Origin of the sequence: Synechococcus sp. H55.8, assembly GCF_047462375.1 — a bacterium.
Lineage (GTDB): Bacteria > Cyanobacteriota > Cyanobacteriia > Thermostichales > Thermostichaceae > Thermostichus.
Genome location: NZ_JANSJC010000003.1, coordinates 137,860 through 162,030, shown reverse-complemented (window position 1 = coordinate 162,030; position 24,171 = coordinate 137,860). Strand labels below are relative to the sequence as shown.

Genomic DNA, 24,171 nt, shown 5'->3' with positions numbered 1-24,171 from the left:
GGCCGACAGGTTACTCGACCTGAGGAGGGTTATCCAGGGTGTAAACCGTGGTCTCGGCGGCAATGGCGCGGCGCAGGTGAGCCGGGACTTGGTAAAGCCCCAGCAGGGTGATGCCATCGAGAAAGCGCAGCGTCCCTCGAGCGGGATCCAACTGCTGGCTCAGAATCTGGTCGATCTGTTCCGGCTCCGGCCTGGAAGAGATGGGATCCTGGGCTGCCAGGGCAAACCCCAGTGGGCCGCCGTAGGTGGGAGCATAAATGGCGTAGGGCTGCACGGCAGCAAACACCGTTTTCAGGGTGTGAACGATGCGGGTGTGCTGCCACAAGTCCACCGGCCCCGTCGGCCCCGCCTGGAGGACAAAAGCCCCAGCGGGCTGCAACTTGGAGCGGATCTGGCGGAAAAACTCCTGGGTAAAGAGGCGGTAGGCAGGGCCAGCTTCAACAGGATCCGATAGGTCGGAGAGGATGACATCCCAAACCGGCTCTGTCCGGTGGAGAAAGTCGAAAGCATCGGCAATCACGACCTGCACACGCGGATCTTCAAAGGATCCCTGGTGCATTTCCGGCAGGTGCTCTCGACAGGCGGCCACTACCTCCCCATCGATGTCCACCATCACCACCTGCTCCACCGAGCGCCAACGCAGCACCTCCCGCAGCGTCGCCCCTTCGGCCCCTCCCAACACCAATACCCGCCGGGGGATCCCGCCTGCTTGGACGACCTGCACCAGGGCCGGGTGAACCAGAGCCTCGTGGTACAGAAACTCATCCACCGTGGTGGATTGCCAATGCCCATCCAGCATTAGACCCTTGCCGTAGGCCCCCGTCTCGGCGATGAGCATCTCCTGGAAAGGGGTTTTGCGGTAGGCCAGGATGCGCGTGACTGCACGGGCGGCGTAGTCCCAAGGGGTCAAGTACTCCTGAACCCAAAAGAAACTCCTCGGGCTGTCCATCGGCACACCTCGCCGTACCGTTGATAGGAACCGACCTCTGGGATACCCAGATCCCATGCCGGGATTTTCAGTGGTTGAATCTCGAGATCCCGTGAAGTCGGAAAAAGCTGCCACCGGCCATCTCAGCGCCTTCGTCCGGTCGCTTCGCAGGTAAGCACCTCAGCCGAGTCGGGGTCTTCTTCCAGGAGTGTCGGTTGCGTGGTGCGGCGGGGCACCTTGCGCAGGGAATATCGCCGCGCTTGAAACACGTCGATCAAATATTCGCAGGCCGCTTCCGGTCGGGTGTGGCGACCACAGGTAAAGACATCCACCGCCGCATAGCCCGTCTCAGGCCAGGTGTGGATGGAGATATGGGATTCTCCCAAAAGGGCCAGCGCCGTAATCCCCTGCGGCTCAAATGGATGGCACAGTTGTCCCAAAAAGGTGGAGTTGGAACGTCTGGCTGCCTCCCGCAAAGCCTGTTGCACGAGAGAGGCATCATCCAGAAGATTGGCCGGGCAGTCGTAAAGCTCCAGGATACAGTGGATCCCGATCAGAGCTGGAGACCTATCCCCTAATTGGCCAGATAGTGTGTGCAGCATACTATCCCCTAATTGGCCAGATAGAACTGATTAGAACCAGAGGCTGCGCAAAAAGCACAGCTTTACTATCATCTCACAAGCAAAGCCAAATCACACCCCCCAGCGGCTTTTTTCTTAACCGCCAGTTAACTCTAGAGGCGGTTTCGAGGCGCTGCAACCCAGACACCGGCTTTTGAGGGAAGGGTTGGAGAAGCTAAGACTGCTGCTCTCTCGAAGGGGGGGCGGGAGGATAGAGCAGGGCTTCCAGCTCTTGCAGAGCTCGCTCCAGGTTGTCGTTGACAATCACGTAGTCAAATTCGTCTTGGGCATCCAATTCCTTGCGGGCCTGTTCTAGGCGCCGCTCGATGCTTGCCTCTGAGTCTTGTCCGCGCTCACGAATGCGACGTTCTAGCTCTTCCAGAGAAGGGGGACAGAGAAAGATGCGAATGGCGTCTGGATACTGCTGCCTCACCTGGCGGGCCCCGGCCAGCTCAATTTCCAGCAGCACATCCTGACCCTGTCTGAGTTTTTGGCAGACGATCTCGCGGGGAGTGCCGTAAAAGTTGCCGGCATACTGTGCCCATTCCAACAGCTCATTGGCTTCGATCAAACTGAGAAATTCCTCGCGACTGCGAAAGTAGTAGTTGACGCCTTCCTGTTCGCCGGGGCGGGGCGGGCGGGTGGTGACCGAGACCGAAAAATACAGTTCGGGGTGGCGCTGGCGCAATTGGCTGACCAGCGTACCTTTGCCTACCCCGCTGGGCCCTGTCAACACCAGCAGGCGACCGCAAGTGGCAGGAGGTGGAAGGGATCCCTGCGGCTGCGTACACTCAGAGGAAACTGGGGCAGGAGAGGCTGGCATAGGCAGAGAGCGACGAGCTGGTTTGGGTTTGTTTTAGAATATCTCACTCTTGGTTCTTGCAGATGGCTTGCGGCGATGGGCTTTCACTCGGTTTCCTCTGACAAACCGGGCTTGGCCGTTAGGAAGCGGTTGGCAACGGTTTCGGGCTGGATAGCAGAGAGAATCACGTGCCCGGAATCGGTGATGATGACAGCGCGGGTGCGGCGACCGTAGGTAGCATCCACCAACTGGCCCCGCTCGCGGGCATCACTGATGATGCGTTTGATGGGCGCTGACTCGGGACTCACAATGGCGATCACACGTCCGGCGGCGACGATGTTGCCAAAGCCAATGTTGATTAGGCGGGTATCCATAGGGTGATTAGCAAACCTGACGATTGTCCGGCCAGCAACCTTCATTAAGGTAGCAAATAGGTCTCTTTCACAGGTTTGCTAGAACGACACCTGAGTTCGCGGTCAATTGGGCAGAGGGTTCTGACCGGCAAAAAGGCTGCGACTGTAGCAGGTTTAGTCGAAAAAAAGCTGCACAACCCGAACGGCTTACCCTACTTATTGAGGAGGGCAAATGCCCCAACGCCGACCAACTTCCATAGAACTTTAATTTTTCCTGGCCTATGCTTGACTTGACTTGGCTGGATCCCCTTGTCCAGCACTTTCAACTGGGGGATCCGGATCCACCCGAAGCCATCCGAGTGGGCCTCATTCACCAGACCTGGAAACTCAATACCTCTGAGGGATCCTTCATTGCCCAGCGTCTTCATCCCCGTTTGGATCCTGCTGCCACCGAAGACGGTCAAGCCGTCGGCCAATGGCTAAGGCAACAAGGCTTCCCCGTGCCCCAATTTCGCCGCGCTCGGGATGGATCCCTGCATTTGAGCTGGGCAGAAGGGCTGTGGCGGGTTATGGAGTGTCTGCCGGGATCCTCGCATTCAACCCCGCCCGATGGGAGTTACCTGGAAGAGGCAGGGGCAGCCGTTGGACGCTTGCACCGGCTCTTGGCCCAGTGGCAATATCGCTTTCGCTTCCAGATCCCGCATTTTCACGACACGGCCCACCTTTGGCAACAGCTCCGCCAGCGCGACCCGGCGCCAGAAGTGCGAGCAGAATGGCAATTTTTAATCGAAACTGTGCCGCACCTTTTGCTGCCCTCAGGGATCCCAACGCAGATCATCCATGGCGATCTCAAGTTCAACAACTTTTTGTTCGACGAGCAGGGGCGATTTGTGGGTCTGGTGGATCTGGACACCTTTATGTATCACAACCTCTACGTTGAACTGGGAGATGCTTTGCGCTCCTGGGGTAAACGAGGCAATACCTTTCAGCCCAAGGCGATCCTGGCGGGGTTGCGGGGCTATGCCCAAACCGGCAACCTGCACACCCTACAACCAGAACTCATCATCCAAGGGATCCAACTGATTACCCTGGAATTGGGGATCCGCTTTCTGCAGGATTGGTTCGAGGACTGCTACTGGAATTGGGATCCGCAGCGGTACCCAAGTCGCAAAGCCCATAACCTAGCCCGCTGCCAACAGCAAATTTGCCTGTATCAAGACCTCACCCAGATGGCGCCCCAACTGCTGGAGCCCATGCGCGCCCTCGTTGCAGCAGCAAGGGAATTGGCTTTCGGTTAATTTAAATTTATGTTAATTTAGAAGCAGCTTCCTCTTCGTTGCGCGATCCCTATGAGCAGCCTTCAACTTCCCCGCTGGTTGGAATTGGCACTGCCTTTTTTTCACCCTGTGCTGATGATTTTGGCCTTTGCCCTGGCTCTGTATGCCCTCTACCTGGGGCTACAGGCGCGGCGGGTGCGCACCGCCTCGGCAGAAGAACGCAAGGAGCTGATCAAAGGGAAGTTTGCTCAGCGGCACTTCCTGGCCGGATCCCTGTTTCTGGTGTTCATGGTGTTCGGAGCCCTGGGCGGCATGGGGGTCACCTACCTCAACAACGGCAAGCTGTTTGTCGGGCCTCACCTGCTGGCCGGCTTGGGCATTGTCGCCTTGGTGGCCAGCTCGGCGGCTTTGGCGCCGCTGATGAAGGATGGCCAGAAGGTTTGGGCCCGCAATGTTCACCTGATGCTTAACGCGGTGATTTTGGCGATCTTGGGTTGGCAGGCGGTGACCGGCTTTCAGATTGTGCAGCGCATCGTCAACCAGATGCTGACCGCCCCTCAGGTAGCCTGACCCGCTTTGGGCAGAGGCAGTTGCCAGAGAAGGCGTCCATGTCAAAATAGACGCTGTCTCCCTCTCCTTGGGTTGGAGAGGGACGCTTTCTCCAGGTACTTAGCCCCAGCCAACGGTTTTCTCATGTCTGTCAGCCCTCTTCCCAGTTGGGTCAAGCGTTCCATCGGCAAGGCCAGCGATATCTCGGCGGTGCAGCAGGTGGTCAAGCAGCGGGGCCTGCACACCATCTGCGAAGAGGGGCGCTGTCCCAATCGGGCGGAGTGCTACAGCCAAAAGACCGCCACCTTTCTGCTCATGGGCGGGATCTGCACCCGCGCCTGTTCGTTTTGTCAGGTGGCCGGTGGGCGGCCTGCACCGTTGGATCCCGCAGAGCCGGAAAAGGTGGCCGAGGCGGTTGAGCTGCTGGGTCTCCGCTATGTGGTGCTCACCTCGGTAGCCCGCGACGACCTGCCCGACCAGGGATCCGGTCGCTTCGTGGAGGTGATGCAGGCGATCCGGCGGCGCTGCCCTGGGATCCAGATCGAGGTGCTCACCCCCGACTTTCGCGGCGATCGCGACTGCATTGCCCGTGTGGTGGCCGCTCAGCCCGTCTGCTACAACCACAACATCGAAACCGTGCGGCGGCTGTCGCAGGCGGTGCGGCGCAGCTCCGGCTACGACCTATCCTTGCGGGTTTTGCGAACGGTGAAGGAGCTGGATCCCGGCCTGCCCACCAAGTCCGGCCTGATGCTGGGGCATGGGGAAACCCGCGCAGAAGTGCTGGAAACCTTCCGGGATCTGCTGGCGGTGGGGTGCGACCGGCTCACCCTGGGGCAATATTTGCAGCCTTCCTTGGCCCACCGCCCTGTGGAGCGCTACTGGACGCCGGAGGAGTTTGCCGAGCTGGGCCAGATCGCCCGTGAGATGGGGTTTCGCCAGGTGCGCTCCGGGCCATTGGTGCGCAGCTCCTACCACGCTGCTGAAATGGTGCAGAACTAGGCGAGAGAACTGGGCAAAGGCGGTGCGCCGTCTGTCGTAGCCGGCTTTTCCCGTCCGAGCAGGGCATGAAGACCTGCCCCTAGACCGAAGGCTTGGGCCGCAAACCGGCTGAGCGCCTGCGGCGCCAGGGATCCCAGGCGGTATAAACTTGCCCCCGCCACCAAACCCGGCAAAAGGCCGTTGCCCCAGTCTCCCCACAGCCAGGAGCTCATCCCTTCGGCGCACAGCAGCAGCGCCCCATTGAGCAGCAGCGGTCGCCCCAGCCCTTCGCGAAAAGAGACCAGCGCCTTCCATAGGGCTTCCCAGGGCAGATGCAAGCGTACCCCCAAGCCCAACAGCCACAGGCCATCCAGCAGCGGGGCCAGCAGCAAATCCCACCCCAGCGGCGCCAGGCCCACCGCGATCCCCTTGCCGAGGGCAACAACCTTGCCCCATTGCTCTACAAAGCGGGCGTGATGCTGCCATTGTTTTTCCAGAATCTGGGCCTGAACCCAATCCAGCCGCCTCAAGACGTTCAAGGCCAGGAGGGAGCCCGCCTCCGTTTGCAAAATCTCCACAATGCGCCCCCGCAGAGTCTCAATTTGGGGTGCGGGCCGTTCCCACTCCAGGGTGATGCGGCCATCCGGCCAGTGGGTGCGCACTTTCAGAGGTTTTGGGCAAGCGGCGACGGTCAGGATCTCCTGCGGCGACACCCAGCCCAGGTGGCGGCTGATCTGGGCGCGAATCGCCTGCAATTCGGCTTCTGAATAGAGATCGCACTTGTTCAACACCAGCAGGATGGGCTTGTGCAGGGTGCGCAGCTCCAACAGGGCTTGGTATTCCAACTGGGTTAGGTCGGTGGCGATGACAAACAAGATCAAATCTGCCGAGCGGGCCACGTCCCAGGCCAACTGTTCGCGGGCTGCGCCTTCTACTTCGTTCAAACCCGGAGTATCCACCAGCCTCACCCGCCAAGGGATCTCCGGATCCGGTTGCCACAGCAGAGATTGGGGCCGTTGGGTGACCCCATTCAGGGGCCCTACCTCCAGCCGCGCCTCGCCGATCAGGGCATTCAGAACGGCTGACTTGCCGCGGTTGACCAGCCCGAACACCGCAATGGCAAACAGGCGGGCGGTGAGGCGCTTGCGCAAAGCTGATAAAGCTCTCAACTCCGGCTGCACATCCTGACGCCTGGCCAGAGATTGCCAGTGATCCCAGCAACTGTGCAAAACCGTTTCGGCTTGGGCGAGAGGAGGGGTCATAGACAGGGGCAAAGGACTAACCCTCACTCTAGAGGGAATTGCACCCCAGGGCCAGCCGTTTCTCCCCCCCAGCGTGGGGAACCGCCTGGCTCACAGAATAGGGCATGATGGCTTTAGGCTTCTGCTGGCTTTCCTATGCTGTATCGCCTTTCCCCCTCTCTGAAATGGCTCCGCATCGGTGGATCCCATCGTTCTAAGCAAGAGCGCCAGATCGTGCGCAGCCTGCTGGCCTTTGCCGGGGCGCTGTTGGTTGCGGATGTTGTGCTCCTGAGCGCCCTTCATTAGTCGGATGGGCAGGTTGGTCGTTGCTAATTCCGAATAAGTCTGAGACACCTCCCTACCCCTCTGCGCTGCCACAAGCAAAGGGGAGGGGATTTAAGGGCTGGCGGGCGGTTACCTGCAGCTTTTTCCGGCGTTATCTGCTGCAGTCATGTGGATCGATCTCTTGCGTAGGTAAGGCTCCCGCTTGGCTACAGAGCTCCCATAAAGTTCGGAAAAAGCTATATCTCAAACCCAATGAAGACACATCAGGACAGCTTGGTAGCCCCGCACTTTAGCGCGGGGACGAGAAGCCCGTAGGCAAGTTTAGTTGCTCTACTACTAATAATGCTCGTCAACTTATCGTTCCCAAGCACCTACTACGGTGAAAAACCCGATCCGTGCATTGGGGAACGAGAAGGAACGAAAAGTAAGCAGAATCTTGAGGTTTTGCCTCAAGTGACTGTCTAGGGGCGTCTTGACAACGCCTTTGCGAGTCCGTTTGTGGACTGCGTAAGAATCCCCCGACTTCAGTCGGAGGGAGTGTCAATCCAAGCCGCTTCCCTCACCCCCAGCCCCTCTCCCTCTGGGAGAGGGGGGTTGGGGAGCGGCATGACGAAAGGCTGCACGGGATCCCTTGTGCTGCGGGGAGGGGGGTTGGATCGGGAATAATGGAAGCGGCCTAAGCCGGGAGGGTCAGGTTTTCCCGGAGCTGAGGCTGGTGTTCTTTTTCCCTTGAGGCCGGCTATGGTTTTGCAGGAGGCGGCGGGCGTGCCCCGCATCAACGCGCGCGAGTCGGATGCTTTCGACATTTTCAACCTGAAGCATTATCTCGGCCCCAACCCCTACCTGGATACAGCCGCTTTCACCTTCGACTTTGCCCTCACCCAGTGCCCCCAGCCGCTGCCTATTGAGGCCTACCTGTCCAAGGTCTGCTCCTATTTTCCCTCCTTGCAGGAGGGATCCTATCCTTCCTATGCCCATTTGTTTGCTCGGCTGGTGGCGGAGGTGAACCGGCTGCAGATGGATCTGCACTTGCAGCGGTGGAGCTGTCACCCGTTTCCAGAGTACGTGCGCATTGCGGTGCAGACCTTGCACGGGCGTACCACTCGTGCTGCGGTCTATTTTGCCTGGGATTGGCTGGAGGCCATCGCCCAGGGGGAGCCCTTCGACGTTGAGGGGGAGATGCGTCGCCTGCAGCAACTGTTTCGCGACTCGGTGTACGGCGGGCCGACGGTCTATGCCCTCTTGCGGGCTGCGCACGAACGCGGGATCCCTGCCTGCTACCTGTGGGATGAAGGGGTCATGCAGTATGGCTATGGGCGCAACCAAGTGCGAGGGGTGGCCACCACCTTTCACTGCGACAGCCATCTCGACTCTGACTTCACCACCCGCAAAGACGATTGCAAGGCCTTTCTGGCGGCGCAAGGGTTCCCCGTGCCCCAGGGGGAGGTGGTTACTTCTTTGGCAGAGGCTTTGCCATTGGCGCAGGAAATCGGCTATCCGGTGGTGCTCAAGCCGGTGGCCGGCCACAAGGGGATCGGGGTGACAGCAGGCATTCAAACCCCAGAAGAATTGGCCTTTGCCTACAGTGCAGCGGTGGCAGCCATTCCCCCTGAGCAGCCGATCCGGCTGATCCTGGAAAAGCATCTGCAGGGCAGCGATTTTCGCCTGTTGTGTGTGGGCGGGCGCTTTGTGGCGGCCACAGAACGACGCCCGGCCTCGGTAACCGGCGATGGCCACAGCAGCATTGGGCAACTGATCGAGCAGGCCAACCGGGATCCCGCCCGCTGGGATACCCCCACTTCTCCGCTGGGGCCGATCCAGTGGGACGAGGCGATGGAGCGCTTTCTGGCGGAGCAGGGCCTGACGGCGGACAGCGTGCTGGAACCGGGGCGGACGGTCTACCTGCGCAAGGTGTCCAATCTTTCGGCGGGGGGGGTGAGCCGCGATGTCACGGCCACCGTCCATCCCGACAACGTGGTTTTGGCCCAAACCATTGCCCAGCAGTTCTCGCTGGTGTGCTTGGGCATCGATGTCATCGCCACCAGCCTAGAGCGCTCCTGGAAAGAGGGATCCCTGGGCATTATCGAGATCAATGCCGCACCGGGTGTGCTCATGCACCAAAAGCCGGCGATGGGCACGGGCGTGGATGTGCCAGGGGCGATCCTCGACCACCTGTTCCCCAAGACGGCCCGCATCCCAATTTTGACCTTCAACCGCCTTACCTTGGCCGAGGCGCACACCCTGGTGGAGCACATTCTGTCCCACCGTCCCGGCAGATGGGTAGGATGCGTCTGTCGGGAGGGCGTGCTGCTGAACCACAGCTTTAGGCCCCTGAACGGCAGCCTCTTTCGCCAGGTGAAAACCCTGCTGCGCCATCCCCACCTGGATCTGCTGTTGGCAGAAGCCGACGAAGAGACCCTGGAGCGGGAGGGCTTGGCCTACGAAGGCAGCGACTTGGTGGTGCTGCGGGATCCCTCCGATAAAGAGCTGCAAACCCTGAAGCGGCAGCTCAACCCCGACGGTGCCCTGTTCTTGCAACGGGAGTCCACCCTAACGTTGACGGTGGCCGGCCAGGTGGAGCGGTTTGAGCTGCCAGGAACAGACCTGCAGATGGGGATCCTGCTGCGATCCATGACTCTGCGGATCATCTGCAGAACCCTCAGCCAGATGCTGAAGAACTGGTCTGGCTGAGGCGAGGGATCCCTGTTGGGAAAAAGGCTAACCCTGCACCCCTCGGCAAGAAACGCTATCATAGAAGTCCAATGAGTAGGCTACCTTGGTAAAACCGCAAGAGGCAGGTCGGATGGATTGGGTAGAAAAAGTCCTGGAAAAGCTCCGCGAATGGGTAGAACGGGTGATCGATACCCTGCTAGGCCATCCTCAGCCCCAACCGGCACCCATTCCGGTAGAAAATGGATCCCATCGTCGTCGTTAATCCGACTGCCATTGCCACCGGCGGCGAGACCCTGAGCCTGCTGGTGTTGCACGGCCCCAACCTCAACCTGCTGGGAGTGCGCGAGGTGGGCATTTACGGCTCGGTATCCTTGGAGCAGCTCGATCAGGCTCTGCATCAGCAGGCAGAAAGGCTGGGGGCAAGATTGGAAATTCTGCAGTCCAACCATGAAGGGGTGCTCATCGATGCCATTCACCACGCGCGCCAGCGCCATGCCGGTATTTTGATCAACCCCGGCGCCTACACCCACACCAGCATTGCCCTCCGAGATGCCATTGCCGCCGTGGGACTGCCCACCGTGGAAGTTCACCTGAGCAACATCCACCGCCGCGAGTCCTTCCGGCAGCACTCCTACATTGCCGCCGTAGCGGTTGGGCAAATCAGCGGTTTTGGGGCGCAAAGCTATCTGTTGGGATTACAAGCTCTGGTGCAGCACCTGCGCCTGCAATCGGCGTAGGTGCCCGCAACTGTCCGGCAACGCTTGCACGGCTGTGCCGATCCAGCAGGCCACACTGCTTAGCTCGGCCAGCTCTGGGGTTTGGGATCCCCCAGCTCCAACTCCTTGCCCGACATCTGGGTATAGCGGTGAGGCCATTTGTGATGTAGCCGCTTCAAACAAGATTAAGACACTTTGCCCTCACCCCCAACCCCTCTCCCTGAGGTCACCCTCACCCCCGGCCCCTCTCCCTGAGGGAGAGGGGAGTTAGAGCGGCGCGTTCGCGACAGCGTTGCGTAGGAATAGCGCCGACCGGGAAAACTAGAAACGGAGATCCCAAACGGGGAAAAACCCCACCAGCAGCTCCACGATCAACAGAGCCGGTAGCAGGTTGGCCACCCGCAGGCGGGCCAGGCCGAGCAGGTTCAGGCCAATGCTCAAGATCAGGATCCCACCGGTGGCCTCTAGGGCCGCCATCAGGTCTGGGCGCAACAGCGGCTGCAACTGCCGCGCCAACAAGGCCACTCCCCCCTGCACCAAGAGCACCGGCAGCGCCGAAAATAGGGTGCCCCAGCCCAGGCTGGCGGCGAAGGCGAGGGTGGCGATCCCATCCAACGCCGCTTTCACCAACAACAGCGAGGGATCCCCTAAGCCATCCCGGATGGATCCCAGCAACGTCATGGGGCCGACCACAAACAGAATGCTGGTGGCAACAAAGGCGCGGGTAATGGGGCTGGGACCCAGCCGGCGGCTTACCTGCTTCTCCAGGGCCTGGCCAACCCGCTCGAAGGCGGCCTCGATGTCGATCCACTCCCCCAGCACCGCTCCTGACACCAGGGCCACCAAAACCGTTAGCGTTTGGGCGGCACTGCTGAGGGTCAGAGCCATTTGGATCCCCAAGACCAACACCAGGGCTCCCATCGCTTGCAAGAGGGTTTGGCTCATGCGTTCGGGCAGGCGGCTGCCCATGCCCCAGCCGAGGCCGCTGCCCACCAGGATGGCCAGGGCATTGACGAGGGTGCCAGTGCCGGGAGGAGCCATAGGTTTGCCCAGACTTTCCATTCTCAGTCTCCAACAAAGGCTCGTCCCAAACCTGCGCGGAAGCACCTAGGCAGATCGGCCATTTTCGCTGCCGATCCTGGCTATACTGGGGACACGCTCACCCAAACCCAGCGGTGGGCTTTCACTCCGCAGCGATTCACATGAGCTTTTGGAAGGGCCTGTTCGGGTCAACAGGGGCTGCTACAACCAAAGAGCCGGCGCAAACAGCCAAGGCCGACCGTCGCCAGGAAACAGTAGTGGTCCGAGGGGAGACTATCCTCTTCAGCTTGGATCCCAACTTGGATCTGTACGAGCTGGAGGAACTCTGCGATGCAGTGGGTTGGTCGCGTCGCCCCATGCACAAAGTGAAAAAAGCCCTGCAGCACAGCTTCTTGGTGGTGTCGATGTGGCTGCAGCGGGGCAGCTATCGTCGCCTCATCGGCTTTGCCCGCGCGACATCTGACCATGCCTTCAATGCCACCATCTGGGATGTGGTGGTGCATCCCGATTTCCAGGGCAGGGGTCTGGGCAGGCGGCTGATGGAAAAGGTAATCCACGAGCTGCGCGCCCAAGACATCAGCAACATCACCCTTTTTGCCGATCAGGGGGTGGTCAGCTTTTACGAACGGCTGGGCTTTACCCCCGACCCCGAGGGGATCAAAGGCATGTTTTGGTATCCCCGCTAGCCCATGGCTCCCCTGGTGATCCTGCCCGGTTATCTGGCGGGCGCGGCGGAATACGAGCCTTTGCGCCAAGCGCTGGAGGCCCGCGGCTATGCGGCGCGGGTGGTGCCGTTGCAGGTGCGCAGTTGGTTTCCCACACTGGGGGGAAGGCCCGTCACGCCCATCTTACGGGCTCTGCAGGCCACCATTCGGCGCACCCAGGCCGAGTTTGGGGTTGAGCGGGTTAACCTGGTGGCCCACTCCGCCGGCGGCTGGATTGCCCGCATCTACCTGGGATCCGTGCCCTATGGGGGACAGGTGTGGCAGGGGCGGGAGCACGTCTCGACCTTGATCAGCCTCGGATCCCCTCACACCAGCCGCGAGCGCTGGACAAGGCGCAATTTGGACTTTGTCAACACCCACTATCCGGGGGCCTTTTGGCCGCAGATCAAATACGTGTGTGTGGCGGGCAAGGCCATCCAAGGGCAGAGGTTGAAGCTGGGATCCCTGTGGCGGCAAGAGCATTATCTGGCTTGGCTGGCCTACAACAGCTATTGGCTCACCGCCGGCCAAGGAGAGCTGTGGGGCGACGGCATTACCCCCATCCAGGCTGCCCACTTACAGGGGGCTGTCAACCTAACCCTGCCCAACTGTTACCATTCGGGTCGAGGTGGGCGGCGCTGGTACGGTTCCCCCGAGGTGGTGGAAGCCTGGGCTGGCTACTTGGCTTAGCTGCTGGGTTCTTTGGGATCGGCAACGGAAGTCTCGGGCAAAGAGGCGGTCGATTGGCGACGTTCCTGCTGGCGTCGGGCGGCTTTCACCATTTCTTCGACAATGGCCCGCGCCTGCTTCATGCGATCCAAGCTGCTGCGGTAGAGCTCCAGATCTTTTTTCACCCGCTCTGCCGAGAAGGGCAGCTTGCCCACCACATCCTCCAAAAAGCGACGGGTGCGCTCTTCCGGTTCTTTGAAAAGGGACTTGGCTACAACTTCATAGGCTGTGTAAAGGCCAACCGCCAAAACCCGGCTGTAGGCATAGGGAGGCTGGGTCATGCGCTCCAAAATGGCTTTCAACCCGCCCACATCTTCCGCCCCCGGTTTGAGACAAAGGAGATCCAGTCTTTGGCGTGGATCCCCGCTGCGCATCAACTCGAGCAGATCGCAGGCATTCTTGCGCAACACCTCCGGCTTGAGGTGGAGAGCCTTACAGAGGGCGTTGAAAATGGCCTCTCGCTGTTCAGGGGGGTGGTAAGCTTCCATCAGCCCGTCGTAGAGGGTGACCAGCCCCAAAGCAAAAAACGGGTCGTAGGTGAAGGCACTGTTGACGGTGGTCAGGTGCAGCTCCACCAGCAACTCTTCCACCACCCGCCGATAGACGGCGTTGATCGGGCGAGGGTAGGCGCTGAAAAAGGTCGCTTTGGTGGCGGCGAGGGTGCGAACAGGATTCACAGGCAGACAGAAAGATGAGCTTGAGGATGGCTTTCTCGACTGTTTTTATTCTCGCCTGTGGTGACTCTGAGGGCAAGCGATGGCCCTCCGCTATGGTGAGATAGGGATGGGTTGAGGAGGGGGATGGCAACAACAGACGTGACGGTGGTGGTGAAGATCGGCACCTCCAGCCTGACGGACACGCAAACCGGCCTGTTGCGCCTTTCGGTGCTGGGGCCGCTGGTGGAGGTACTAACCCACTTGCGCAGGCAGGGGTACGCGGTGATCTTGGTCTCCTCCGGAGCGGTGGGGGTAGGTTGTGCTCGCCTGGGCTGGCGGCAACGACCGACGGCCATTGCCGAAAAGCAGGCGGTGGCTGCGGTGGGGCAGGGACGGCTGATCCGCCTTTACGATGACCTCTTCTCGGCTCTCAACCAGCCGATTGCCCAAGTTTTGCTCACCCGCGGCGATCTGGTGGAGCGCAGCCGCTACGTGAACGCCAATCGCACGTTTGCCCAACTGCTGCAGATGGGGGTTATCCCCATCGTCAACGAAAACGACACCGTGGCAGTGGAGGAGCTGAAATTCGGCGACAACGACTCGCTTTCGGCGTTGGTGGCCAGCATGGTGCAGGCCAAGTGGCTCATCTTGCTCACCGATGTGGACAAGCTCTATTCGGCTGACCCCAACCGGGATCCGTCTGCTGAGCCCATCGAGCGGGTGTTGCCCGGGATCCCTCTCCAGGTGAAGGCCGAAGCCCAGGGAAAAAGCGGCTGGGGCACCGGCGGCATGGCCACCAAGCTAACCGCTGCTCAAATTGCTACAGCCGCAGGCGTCACGGTGGTGATCACCAACGGCAAACGGCCTGAGCAGATCCCGGCCATTCTGGCCGGCGAGGCCATCGGCACCCGCTTTGATCCGGCTCCCCAGCCCGCCAGCGCCCGCAAGCGATGGATTGCCTATGGCCTCATCCCCGAGGGATCTTTGACTTTGGATGAGGGGGCGGTACGGGCGGTGTGCCAGCAAGGACGTTCGCTGCTGCCGGCAGGGATCACGGCCGTTTCTGGGGAATTTGAGGCGGGGGCCGCCGTGCGCCTGTGCGATCCCAGCGGTCAGGAGGTGGCACGGGGTCTGGTGAACTACAGCGCCGCAGAACTGCGGCAGATCAAGGGCAAAAAAACTGCCGAGATCCCTCACATTCTGGGCTACGAGGGGGTCGATACCGCTGTGCATCGGGATAACTTGGCTCTGCTCAACTAGGCCACTGCGATGGCCTATTCTTCCAACTGCCAGGGATCCTGAGCCAGCTCCTCATCGAAAACCCGCGGTGGGCGCACGGCCAGCAGCACCTGGCCCAACAGGGGAGAGGAGGGTGAATCCTCAATCCACTCCACTGCCACCAGTCCAGCCCGATCCAGCAGGAAAAATCCCGCCGTTCCTTCCCAAACCCGAACAGCGCGATCCACCACCAGCAAGACCGGATCCCGTTCTTCCTCAGGGGCCACCGGCAAGCCCAACAGGGATCCCAGCAGCCCGTTTTCTACTGGTAGGACGACCGGATCCCCGGCCTTTTGCATCACCGGCCAAGCGGGCAAGGCCATCCAAGTCTGCTCCGCCGGGCTGGTGACCCAGCCAAAAGGCCCTTGGGGCTCGCCGGCAGGGATCTGTTCCCAGATGTCGGTCGCCAGGGGCAGGGATCCGGCCACCGGCAGCAGGCGCGGCAGATCTTCTTCCAGGCGAAACACAGACAGCTTGGGCAAAACGCTGCGTTGGGGTCGGGAGCTGGCAGCAACCGTGGATAGGAGCTGCTCCACCTGCTGGCGGGCTGTATCGCTATGGACATACCGAAACGCTCGACCGATAGCCCGAGTGCGCTCCTGCAGATCGCGGGTTTGCTGGGCCGTTCTCCAGGCTTGATAGGCCACCGCATCGCCGGGGTGATCCGTAAACCCGTCCGGAAGCCGTTGCAGTTGGGCGTAATTTTTCACGGCACGGGCGATCTCATGAGCTTCATCGACATTCAAATGGCGGTTGAGGACGAATTCCGCCACCCGAACCCGATCCTGTGGCGAGAGGATGCGCAGCTCGTAGAGGATATCGCTGCCTCGGTGGGCAAAATGCTCCAGAACCGCCGGGCTGGCGCCGGCTTTGGCCATCCCCTCGTAAACCTGGGCGGCGACGATGATCTGATTTTGCTGGGCGGGCTCAAGCCCAGTCGCCTCAAAGATGGCCTGGGGAGTCATTTTCTGTTGCTGCAAGCTTTGGCAGGCCTTGGCCCAATCCAGCCAACGGCCCTCTTTGCGTCGCAGCCGCTCCACCAACAAGCTGGGATCCTCCCCCAGGGCAGAGGGTTCTGGCAGATGTTGACCCATGGCAAGACGTCCTCCACAACAACATCAACACGATCAGCGCAATACAAAACTCACTACCGTCGGGAGTTGGGCAGGCCGAGGCCAAAATACGATCTAAAAGACGACCTCAAGAATTTTTTTAAGAATTTTCCTTGTGCCGGGTTGGCTGTCCTGTCTTTAGCTTAATCGGCGGGAAGCCCGGCACTGTATTGGTGAATTGTGTTTACTCAACGAAGATGAGTGTCGGGAGTCGTTCACTCCAAGGGGATCACCTCGGCAGTATGGCCATCCACAGGCAACTGGTTGAGATCCAATTGCCAAAGCTGGAAGCGCTGTGACTGCCCGGCTGTCAGCACCTGCAGCCAGACCAGCCCCTTTTGCCCCACCTGCAACACTTCAGATCCGACGGGCACGGCCACCTGGGCCAAGGGATCCCCCCCTTCGCCGTACAGCCAGAGGGACGAGAACTCTTCTCCCTCCCGACACAGCAGCAGCAGACCCCAAGGGGCTTGGACCATCTGGACAGGCCACCCTCTCAAAAACCAGCGGCGCACCCGCAGCGGATTCACCTGTACCGAGTCGAGGTAGGGGCAGCAACCCTGCTGGGCCGCAAAGAGCAGCCGTTCCCCCAGGCTGACCGCCATCCCTTGGGGATCCAGGGGTAGGCGATAGCGCAGCGGCTGGGATCCCGGCTGCAAAGGCAAGCCGGTGGGATAAGGCACAAGGCTCATCTGCACCCACTGCCGCCCCGCACCGGTCAGCAAAACCAGATAATCCGAGAGGGCCAGCAAGCGGGGCAGGGATCCCGTCCCAGCCGGCTGCGGGCCAGGCCAACGAAAGTAGCGATGGGAATCGGGGAAAGGCTGGGGCCCGGTCGGCTGCCACTGCACAGCCCCCAGCTCTTGGGCGGTGGCCCAGACCAACTCCTGCCGCTTTGCCAGCCAGGTGGCCTGCCAATCCTCCGCAAAACTCAGCAGGGTACGGATGCGCGCGGGACTCAGGTGCAAAAGGCTGCTTTTGGAAAAAGCCAAAGCCTCCGGGAAGCTCGGCAAAGGCAGCACTTGCCGCAACGGTTCGGCCAAGGAGAAACAGGCCAGAGGCGGCGCTCCTGAGGCAAGGGTCTGCAGCTCCAGCCACTCCAGCTTCTGGGAGGTCACTCGCAACAGCAGCGGGGAACGGCAGCCACTGGGATCCTCGCAGATGTAGAACTTTTGCTCAGGCGGGGACTCCATCCCGCCACCGCCCACAAAACCCGGATCCGGCAGATCCCAGACCTGCAGGCCGGGGGGGGATCGCCTGGACAGGTGCGGGCCAACCCAACAACTGGCCGGCTCCTGCCACTCCTGAGCAAACACCGCCAGAGCTGAGCGCATCTGCGCCGCCGTGCGAAACCGCCGCAAGGGCAATTTGCGCAACGTGATCTCCAGCAGTTCCTGCAGCGGGGCCGGGATCCCTTCTGGGCAGACAAACGGCTGGTTGAGGTGGGCGTGCATCAACTGGCTGGGGGAGCCGGAAAAGGGCCGCTGACCCGTCAACAGCTCCAGGAGGATGATCCCCACCGCGTAGAGGTCAGAAGCGGGGCCAAACTGGCCGTAGAACCGCTCTGGCGCCATGTAGGCCGGCGAGCCGGTGGCGGCGATCTCGCCGGGGGCAGGTTGGGGGTGGCGGGCGATGCCAAAGTCCGTCAGCTTCAGTTGCCAGCCCTGGGGTGTGGGCTTGAGCAAAATGTTCTCCGGCTTCACATCGCAGTGGATCACCCCCTGGCGATGGGCATGATCCAGCCCGGCCAAGATCTGATCCACAAAGCCCAAAACCTGCTTGACCGGCAGCCACAGCCCCCGCTCCACCTGGTCGATCAGCTCCCGCAGGGTGCCCCCCTCGCAGTACTCCAACACCAAATACCGCCCCTCGCGGGCATGTTCGAGGGCGTAGCAGCGGGTGATATTGGGATGGTTCAACGTCAGCAAGTAGCGCAGCTCCCGCAGCAGGTTGGGGGTGGGGAAACGCTCCGCCGGCAGCTCCTTGAGGGCCACCAGCTCCCCCCCTTGGCGGGGCCGGGCGCAAAACACGCGCCCATACTGACCTTGGCCAGCCAGACCCAAAATTTGGTAGCTCTCGTGAATGGACTTGGTGGTACGGGTGCGTCGGGACACGGCCCCAGGGGAATCCATACCGGCACTTTGTATCGTTATATCCCCTGCCCGCTCTCTTCTTGTCCTAATCTCGGCACCTTTGCCGACAGGGCTGCTCCCCCTGCACCCACCAACGGAGAGACTAGGAGCCGGTCAACTGCTGGAGCAGCTCCGCCGCGTGGGTCTCCACTTTGACCTTGGTGATGACGGCCTCGATCTTCCCCTCCGGATCGATGACAAAGGTGGTGCGGTGGATGCCGTTATAGACTTTGCCCATGAACTTTTTCGGGCCATAGACGCCGTAGGCGGTGGCCACCTTGGCCCCCTCGTCCACCAACAGCGGAAAAGGCAGTTGCAGCTTTTGGGCAAATTTTTGGTGGGAACGGGCATCGTCGGCGCTCACCCCCAAGATGTGGATCCCCTGGGCCTGATACTCGGCGTAGGCATCCCGAAAGCCACAGGCTTCTTGGGTGCAGCCGGGGGTGTTGTCCCGCGGGTAAAAATAGAGCACCACCCGCCGGCCCCGCAACTGGCTCAAGCTGATCAAGTTGCCCTCGGCATCGGGCAAGGTGAACTCCGGCGCGGGATCCCCAACAGCAAGAGGCATGGCGGGATCCCTCCTCAGGTGGATTTTTTCGGGGAGAGGATCATCGTGATGTTGCGCCCTTCCTTTTGGGGAGGCTGCTGCATTTCCGCTACGCCTTCTAGGTCTTTGAACAAGCGCTGCAGCAGTTCTTCCCCCAACTCGGCGTGCTGGGCCTCGCGACCGCGAAACATCACCGTGGCTTTCACCTTGTCTCCATCCCCCAAGAACTGTTGGGCGCTGCGCAGGCGCACGTGGTAGTCGTGCTCGCCGATGTTGTAGCGAAACTTCACTTCCTTGATCTCGGCAGTGTGTTGTTTTTTGCGGGCCTCCCGCTCTTTTTTCTCCTTCTCAAACTTGAACTTGCCGTAGTCCATGATGCGGCAGACGGGGGGATCCGCTTTGTCGCTCACCAAGACCAGGTCTAGGTCTTTTTCTTCGGCCAGGCGCAGGGCTTCGCGCGGGCTCATGATCCCCAACTGGGTGCCGTCGGTATCGATGAGGCGGATTTTGGGGAAGCGGATGCGCTCGTTGATGGCCGGCAGCTCTGCACGCTGCTTGCGGGGAAAGCGGTCAAGTGGACGCTCTACGGACAAGTTTTCCTCTCTGAACGGAACGCAGGACAAAGACAAATGCCAAAAGAAGCAGACGCCTTTTGGGCGGCGCCGACCCACAGACTTGAACTCTCCAAGCGGCTGTCGGCCCGCCGGCCAAGGCATGCTGCACCTATACTAGCTGGCATTTTCTATCTCCTTCTAGAGCTGTCAAGAGTTGTCAAGGCTCGCTCACCTGGGATCCGGTCAGGTTCCGCGGTAGGATAACCAAAGCAGCGATCCGGACGGGATCGAGGGTTGTTTGTCGGCCAGCAGGGAGGGCAAAAGCGGTGCAACTGGGTTTAACGGAACGGGAACTAAAAGACCTGGCCCAGAAGTCGGTTCAGCTCATCTTGAGCCCGCGGGAGGGGGATAGCGAGGCGCTGATCCAGTACAAGTCTTCGGCGGAATTTCGGGCCGGAGTCCATCTGGCCTGCGCGGCCATGGTACTGGTTTTGGCGGAAAACAACGAGCGCATCGGCCAACAGTTGGCCGCCCTCCAGGAAAAGGGATCCCTGCAGGAGCCTTCCCCAAAAGCTGCCGGCTGAAGCGGCGGCCCCCAAACATCATCCGGCCATGGTTCCAGAGACTACTCCGCCGCAAGTGCGCAGCGAACGAGACTCGATGGGGGAGCGACAACTGCCCCAATCGGTTTACTACGGCATCCAAACCGCCCGCGCCCTGGAGAACTTTCCCATCAGCGGCCTCAGGCCTCTGCCAGAGTACGTGGAAGCCTGTGTGCTGATCAAAAAGGCGGCGGCTGAAGTCAACGGCGAGCTGGGCTGCATTCCGGCAGAGGTGGCCAAGGCGATTGTCCAAGCAGCAGACGAGATCCTCCAGGGATCTCTGCGGGATCAATTTGTGGTGGATGTGTACCAGGCGGGGGCGGGCACCTCTCACCACATGAATGTGAACGAGGTGCTGGCCAACCGGGCTTTGGAGATCCTGGGGGAGCCCAAGGGACGCTACGAGCGGGTCAGCCCCAACGACCACGTCAACTACGGCCAGTCCACCAACGACGTGATCCCCACCGCCATCCGCCTGGCCGCCCTGTCGCGGGTGCGGCGGGATCTGTTGGTCACACTGGACAACCTGGTGGCGGCACTGGAGCAGAAGGCCCAAGAGTTTCGCGGCATCCTCAAAGCCGGTCGCACCCATTTACAGGATGCTGTCCCTGTAAGGCTGGGGGACAGCTTTGGGGCCTATGCGGCCATCTTTGCCCAGCACCGCCGCTGGATCGAGGAGGCCAGCCAGGCTCTGTGCAGCTTAGGGTTGGGGGGCAGCGCGGTCGGCACCGGCCTCAACACCCCCCCCCAGTACCGACAACAGGTGGTGCAGCGGCTGGCGGATTACACCCAGTTGCCCCTCACCCCGGCTCCCCATCCCATGGCAGCGATGCAGAGCATGGCCCCCTTTGTGCACCTGTCGGGATCCCTGCGCAACCTGGCCCAGGACGGCATCAAACTGGCCAATGACCTGCGGCTGATGGATTCCGGCCCCAAGACCGGCCTCAAGGAGATTCAACTGCCGCCGGTGCAGCCCGGCTCCTCCATCATGCCCGGCAAGTACAACCCGGTGCTGGCCGAGATGCTGAACATGGTCTGCTTCCAGGTGATCGGGCTGGACACCGCCATCACCCTCTGTGCTCAGGCGGGGCAATTTGAGCTGAACGTGATGATGCCCCTCATCGCCTACGACCTTCTGCACAGCCTGCAGATCTTGAACAACAGCCTGCGGGTCTTCGCCGAGCGCTGCATTCAAGGCATCATCCCCTACCCGGAGCGGTGCCGCAGCTATGCGGAAGGAACTCTCGCTCTGGTGACCGCCCTCAACCCCTACATTGGCTATTTGCAGGCGGCAGAGATAGCCAAGCTCTCCCTGGAAACCGGCAAACCCATCCGCCAAATCCTGTTGGAGCGCAACTTGATGAGCCCGGAACAGGTGGCCAAAGTGTTGGACCTAGAGGCGATGAGCCAAATGCAGTCCTAGCCCATTCACTGCAGAGAGGGAATACTGCTCCCAGAACCGTTACCCCCCGCCCAGCATCATTTGCCCAACACCTCAGGTTTTGTAGTCAATGAAACGTTTCTCTACGTCGTTATTGCTACGCAACGCCGCCGCGAACGCACTGGCGAGGCGGAGCGCTACCCCTAACTCCCCTCTCCCTCCGGGAGAGGGGCCGGGGGTGAGGGCTGACCCCCTCCGGGAGAGGGGCCGGGGGTGAGGGCGCTAGCAGCGCGGAGCACTTAGAAGGTAAAAAAGTAAACACCAATGAACGGCCAGATACCTTCCTACCCTTGTCCGCCCGTTCACGGCCTCAGCCCGAGCAAAGGCGGGGCTTTGCGTTGGGAAGAACGCGGGAGTCCAAACCCCGCCCCGGCAGCACCAGCCGTTCGAGCGCGTCCCTTCCTAAAATGGGCAGGGGGGAAAGGGCAACTGCTCAGCCAATACGAACCCTTTTTCCCGCGCAACTGGAACACCTATCACGAGCCCTTTTTGGGGGGTGGAGCGGTCTTTTTTCATCTGGCCCAAGGGATCCCGCGGCGCTTTGTGTTGTCGGATATCAACCCTGAGCTGGTGAATGTATATTGCTGCCTGCGGGATCGGGTGGAGGAGATCATTGCTCTGCTCAGCCACCACCAAGCCCACCACAGCCGGGAGCACTACTACACGATCCGCGCAACTCGTTTTGCGGATCCGGTGCAACGGGCGGCACGGCTGATTTACCTAAACAAAACCTGTTTCAACGGCCTCTACCGGGAAAACTCGCGGGGAGAGTTTAATGTCCCTCTGGGCCGTTACCGTCATCCCCGCATTTGCGACGCGGAGAACCTGCGGGCCGTGGCACGAGTTTTACAGGGCGTAGAGATCGCGGTGCAGCCGTTTTGGCAGGTGCTGGAACGGGCCGAACCCGGAGATTTTGTCTATCTGGATCCTCCTTACCATCCGCTGTCTGCCAGCAGCAGCTTCACCGCCTACAGCCGGTTTGCGTTTGGCGAAACCGAACAAATCCGCCTGCGAGAGGTATTTGGGACGTTGGCCGACCGAGGGGTGCAGGTGCTGCTCTCCAATTCCGATTGCCCCTTTGTGCGGGAGCTGTACCGGGATTACCCCATCCAAACCATCGTTGCCAGCCGTGCCATCAACTGCCAGGGCCACAAACGCGGTCCCATCACCGAGGTTCTGGTTCTGAGCCATCCCACCTGCAGAGCAGAGGAAGGGATCCCGTTTTACCCCAGAAGCGTCTAGGGTGATGGATGAGCAGGTTGAGATCCGAAACGGGATCTTGAGCTCCGGCACACATTTGAACAGACCATGGGGACAACAGCGCATGGATCCACGAGAAATCGAGGCGTTGCTACAGGCTGCCCTGCCCGGCGCAAGGGTGCAGGTGGAAGACACTGTCGGCGATGGCAGCCACTTTCAGGCCATTGTAGTGGCCGAGCAATTTCAGGGCCTGCCCCTGATCAAGCAGCATCGGCTGGTGAATGAGGCCTTGAAAACCTATTTACAGGATGGCCGCCTCCATGCTTTGGCTCTGCGCACCTTTACCCCCGCTCAGTGGGAGCAGTTCCGCGGGCTAGATTCGGGTTCACCGGCTGATTGAGCCAAGAGACTCATTCTCCGATGCGTTGCCCCTGCGCCTTGGGCTACACAGAGCATGCGACTGGTAGGACGCCCAAGCGCTTCCCTCTCTCTTGGGGAGAGGGGCCGGGGTGAAGCAGGAAGTGAGTGTCTGAATCGGGTTGGAAAGAGCCATCGAGCAGACACCAAACTTAACCGAAATGGTCTGGGATCCGCTTCTAAACTGGCAGATGAGCCACCCCAGGAGGATATATGCCCACTCCATCCCCGCCCGGCATTACCCCCAAGCAAATGAATCTGCTGCGAGCTGTCACCGCGATGGCCTGGTCTGATGGCGCGCTGGAGGTTGCGGAAGTGGAGCTCATCGCCCAGCAACTCTCGCGGCATTTTGCTTCGCATCCCGGCCAGCAGGCCAGCTTAGCGCAGGAGATCCGCCAGTATTTGGTGCAGCAAGTCCCGTTGGCAGAGGTGCTGTCCAAAGTCAACGATGAGGCCGAGAAGCGTCTCATCCTCAAGTTGGGCTACCTGGTGATTGCGGCCAGCGCCCGCAGCCCGGAAGAACCCGTGGTGAATCTGGAAGAGCTGGACGCCTTTCGGCAGTTGGTGGATAGGCTGCAGTTGCCCCCAGAAGTGGTACGACAGGTCTCTCAAGAAGCAGAGGCCGAACTCGGGGATCCCAGCATTGCGCCGATTGAAGCCTTGGTGCAGGGGTTTACCCGCCACTGCCGCTAGAGACCTGGGTGGGCGGCTGGTGGTTGCGAATGGCCCGCCTGACCAAATTGAGAAAAGCAAAGGCTCGTTGATCGGTGGGATCCAAGCGCATCACCGCTTGAAAGGCTGCTTCCGCCTGCTGCAGAACGGATAGCTCGATTTGGCCATCCTCATCTGCTTCCAGTTGGGCCTTTTGCAACAGGAGGGCCCCTCGATTGTAATGGGCTGCCACATGGTTGGGATCTGCCGCCAAAACGGCTTCCAGCTCTGCCAAGGCCGGATCCAGGTAGCCGCTCATACCCAGCACCCAGGCCAGCTTGTACCGAGCTTCGGTGTGGGTTGGGTCGGCAGCAACTGCTTGCCGAAACGCCCGCATGGCCGACTGGAAATCTCCCGCTTGTACCGCCGCGATGCCCTCTTGGTAGCTGTCGTGAGCCATAAGCCGGTTGGGGGTTGACTTGGAATCTGGCGCGAGGAAGGGATCCCTTATTTGCAGCTTAGCCCTTCTCAGCTACGTTCCTCCAGATGCCGAGAAGGGAGCCGTGCCCTCGCCGCTGCAGCGTTTTTTTCCCCTCGGTGATGCCATCTGCAGTAGGAGAAACTGCCGCGGCAGGAGATTGGAGATTGCGCAAAGCCTGAGCCGCTCCACCTGGGCCCGTTCCTA

General features: G+C 60.8%; 27 protein-coding genes. 15 read left to right on the top strand and 12 right to left on the bottom strand.

Annotation, left to right across the window (positions count from 1 at the left end):
- Positions 1-10: 10 nt before the first annotated feature.
- The 4 genes from NW862_RS02615 to remA all read right to left on the bottom strand — a co-directional run bounded on the left by NW862_RS02615 (position 11) and on the right by remA (position 2,724).
- Positions 11-949, bottom strand: a complete 939-nt coding sequence (locus tag NW862_RS02615) for a spermidine synthase (protein WP_414347673.1) — start codon at positions 947-949, stop codon at positions 11-13.
- 122 nt (positions 950-1,071) lie between these two features.
- The gene (speD, locus tag NW862_RS02610) at positions 1,072-1,530 is read right to left on the bottom strand and encodes an adenosylmethionine decarboxylase (RefSeq protein WP_414335045.1); all 459 of its coding nucleotides are present in this window, start codon (positions 1,528-1,530) and stop codon (positions 1,072-1,074) included.
- 193 nt (positions 1,531-1,723) lie between these two features.
- Entirely contained in the window at positions 1,724-2,371 is a 648-nt protein-coding gene (gene gmk / locus NW862_RS02605) for a guanylate kinase (RefSeq protein ID WP_414335046.1), read from the bottom strand.
- 83 nt (positions 2,372-2,454) lie between these two features.
- Positions 2,455-2,724 (bottom strand): extracellular matrix/biofilm regulator RemA, encoded by a 270-nt coding sequence (remA, locus tag NW862_RS02600; protein WP_414335047.1) that lies wholly within the window; start codon positions 2,722-2,724, stop codon positions 2,455-2,457.
- Between the two features lie 260 nt (positions 2,725-2,984).
- Between remA and NW862_RS02595 the strand changes: the two genes are divergently transcribed.
- The 3 genes from NW862_RS02595 to lipA all read left to right on the top strand — a co-directional run bounded on the left by NW862_RS02595 (position 2,985) and on the right by lipA (position 5,528).
- The gene (locus NW862_RS02595; RefSeq protein ID WP_414335710.1) at positions 2,985-4,001 is read left to right on the top strand and encodes a phosphotransferase enzyme family protein; all 1,017 of its coding nucleotides are present in this window, start codon (positions 2,985-2,987) and stop codon (positions 3,999-4,001) included.
- Positions 4,002-4,052: 51 nt separating this feature from the next.
- Entirely contained in the window at positions 4,053-4,550 is a 498-nt protein-coding gene (locus NW862_RS02590; protein WP_414335709.1) for a DUF4079 domain-containing protein, read from the top strand.
- A 123-nt stretch (positions 4,551-4,673) separates the two neighbouring features.
- A complete protein-coding gene (gene lipA, locus NW862_RS02585) occupies positions 4,674-5,528 on the top strand; it encodes a lipoyl synthase (RefSeq protein ID WP_414335707.1) in 855 nt (284 codons plus the stop codon).
- Here the strand turns inward: lipA and NW862_RS02580 are convergent.
- Positions 5,525-6,769, bottom strand: coding sequence for an Era-like GTP-binding protein (locus NW862_RS02580; protein ID WP_414335705.1), 1,245 nt, complete (start codon positions 6,767-6,769; stop codon positions 5,525-5,527). The genes lipA and NW862_RS02580 overlap by 4 nt on opposite strands.
- Before the next feature lie 135 nt (positions 6,770-6,904).
- Between NW862_RS02580 and NW862_RS02575 the strand changes: the two genes are divergently transcribed.
- From NW862_RS02575 to aroQ, 4 genes are all read left to right on the top strand, one after another.
- Positions 6,905-7,054, top strand: coding sequence for a hypothetical protein (locus tag NW862_RS02575; protein WP_414335704.1), 150 nt, complete (start codon positions 6,905-6,907; stop codon positions 7,052-7,054).
- 720 nt (positions 7,055-7,774) lie between these two features.
- Positions 7,775-9,724, top strand: a complete 1,950-nt coding sequence (locus NW862_RS02570) for an acetate--CoA ligase family protein (protein WP_414335703.1) — start codon at positions 7,775-7,777, stop codon at positions 9,722-9,724.
- Positions 9,725-9,836: 112 nt separating this feature from the next.
- Complete coding sequence (locus NW862_RS02565; RefSeq protein WP_414335702.1) at positions 9,837-9,968, top strand: hypothetical protein; 132 nt, start codon at positions 9,837-9,839, stop codon at positions 9,966-9,968.
- Positions 9,946-10,443: a type II 3-dehydroquinate dehydratase gene (gene aroQ / locus NW862_RS02560; RefSeq protein ID WP_414335700.1), complete on the top strand. Its 498-nt coding sequence runs from the start codon at positions 9,946-9,948 to the stop codon at positions 10,441-10,443. The genes NW862_RS02565 and aroQ overlap by 23 nt, the downstream gene beginning before the upstream one ends.
- A gap of 300 nt (positions 10,444-10,743) precedes the next feature.
- On the opposite strand, the gene NW862_RS02555 is transcribed toward aroQ, so the two are convergent.
- Positions 10,744-11,463 carry a DUF554 domain-containing protein gene (locus tag NW862_RS02555; protein WP_414334281.1) on the bottom strand — a complete coding sequence of 240 codons (720 nt, stop codon included), beginning with the start codon at positions 11,461-11,463 and terminating at the stop codon, positions 10,744-10,746.
- A gap of 161 nt (positions 11,464-11,624) precedes the next feature.
- Here NW862_RS02555 and NW862_RS02550 point away from each other — a divergent pair, with 161 nt between their 5' ends.
- Positions 11,625-12,149 (top strand): GNAT family N-acetyltransferase, encoded by a 525-nt coding sequence (locus NW862_RS02550; protein ID WP_414334279.1) that lies wholly within the window; start codon positions 11,625-11,627, stop codon positions 12,147-12,149.
- Positions 12,150-12,152: 3 nt separating this feature from the next.
- On the top strand, positions 12,153-12,857 hold the full coding sequence (locus NW862_RS02545) for an esterase/lipase family protein (RefSeq protein ID WP_414334277.1): 705 nt from the start codon (positions 12,153-12,155) through the stop codon (positions 12,855-12,857).
- On the opposite strand, the gene psb29 is transcribed toward NW862_RS02545, so the two are convergent.
- Complete coding sequence (gene psb29, locus NW862_RS02540; RefSeq protein WP_414334276.1) at positions 12,854-13,573, bottom strand: photosystem II biogenesis protein Psp29; 720 nt, start codon at positions 13,571-13,573, stop codon at positions 12,854-12,856. The genes NW862_RS02545 and psb29 overlap by 4 nt on opposite strands.
- Positions 13,574-13,696: 123 nt before the next feature.
- On the opposite strand from psb29, the gene proB reads away from it, so the two are divergent.
- Complete coding sequence (proB, locus tag NW862_RS02535) at positions 13,697-14,812, top strand: glutamate 5-kinase (protein ID WP_414334274.1); 1,116 nt, start codon at positions 13,697-13,699, stop codon at positions 14,810-14,812.
- Between the two features lie 14 nt (positions 14,813-14,826).
- Here the strand turns inward: proB and raf1 are convergent, their stop codons facing one another.
- The 4 genes from raf1 to infC all read right to left on the bottom strand — a co-directional run bounded on the left by raf1 (position 14,827) and on the right by infC (position 19,214).
- Complete coding sequence (gene raf1 / locus NW862_RS02530; protein ID WP_414334273.1) at positions 14,827-15,924, bottom strand: RuBisCO accumulation factor 1; 1,098 nt, start codon at positions 15,922-15,924, stop codon at positions 14,827-14,829.
- 233 nt (positions 15,925-16,157) lie between these two features.
- Positions 16,158-18,056, bottom strand: coding sequence for a serine/threonine-protein kinase (locus NW862_RS02525; protein WP_414336729.1), 1,899 nt, complete (start codon positions 18,054-18,056; stop codon positions 16,158-16,160).
- 121 nt (positions 18,057-18,177) lie between these two features.
- A complete protein-coding gene (gene bcp, locus NW862_RS02520) occupies positions 18,178-18,642 on the bottom strand; it encodes a thioredoxin-dependent thiol peroxidase (protein WP_414334270.1) in 465 nt (154 codons plus the stop codon).
- A gap of 14 nt (positions 18,643-18,656) precedes the next feature.
- A complete protein-coding gene (gene infC, locus NW862_RS02515) occupies positions 18,657-19,214 on the bottom strand; it encodes a translation initiation factor IF-3 (RefSeq protein ID WP_414334268.1) in 558 nt (185 codons plus the stop codon).
- 287 nt (positions 19,215-19,501) lie between these two features.
- Here infC and NW862_RS02510 point away from each other — a divergent pair, with 287 nt between their 5' ends.
- The 5 genes from NW862_RS02510 to NW862_RS02490 all read left to right on the top strand — a co-directional run bounded on the left by NW862_RS02510 (position 19,502) and on the right by NW862_RS02490 (position 23,528).
- A complete protein-coding gene (locus NW862_RS02510; RefSeq protein ID WP_414347145.1) occupies positions 19,502-19,759 on the top strand; it encodes a hypothetical protein in 258 nt (85 codons plus the stop codon).
- 28 nt (positions 19,760-19,787) lie between these two features.
- Complete coding sequence (locus NW862_RS02505; RefSeq protein WP_414368911.1) at positions 19,788-21,200, top strand: aspartate ammonia-lyase; 1,413 nt, start codon at positions 19,788-19,790, stop codon at positions 21,198-21,200.
- Between the two features lie 282 nt (positions 21,201-21,482).
- Complete coding sequence (locus NW862_RS02500) at positions 21,483-22,460, top strand: DNA adenine methylase (protein WP_414349178.1); 978 nt, start codon at positions 21,483-21,485, stop codon at positions 22,458-22,460.
- 82 nt (positions 22,461-22,542) lie between these two features.
- Complete coding sequence (locus NW862_RS02495) at positions 22,543-22,818, top strand: BolA family protein (RefSeq protein WP_414426884.1); 276 nt, start codon at positions 22,543-22,545, stop codon at positions 22,816-22,818.
- A gap of 230 nt (positions 22,819-23,048) precedes the next feature.
- A complete protein-coding gene (locus NW862_RS02490; protein WP_414336722.1) occupies positions 23,049-23,528 on the top strand; it encodes a TerB family tellurite resistance protein in 480 nt (159 codons plus the stop codon).
- On the opposite strand, the gene NW862_RS02485 is transcribed toward NW862_RS02490, so the two are convergent.
- A complete protein-coding gene (locus tag NW862_RS02485) occupies positions 23,509-23,946 on the bottom strand; it encodes a tetratricopeptide repeat protein (RefSeq protein WP_414334259.1) in 438 nt (145 codons plus the stop codon). The two genes, NW862_RS02490 and NW862_RS02485, sit on opposite strands and share 20 nt — an antisense overlap.
- Positions 23,947-24,171 lie beyond the last annotated feature (225 nt).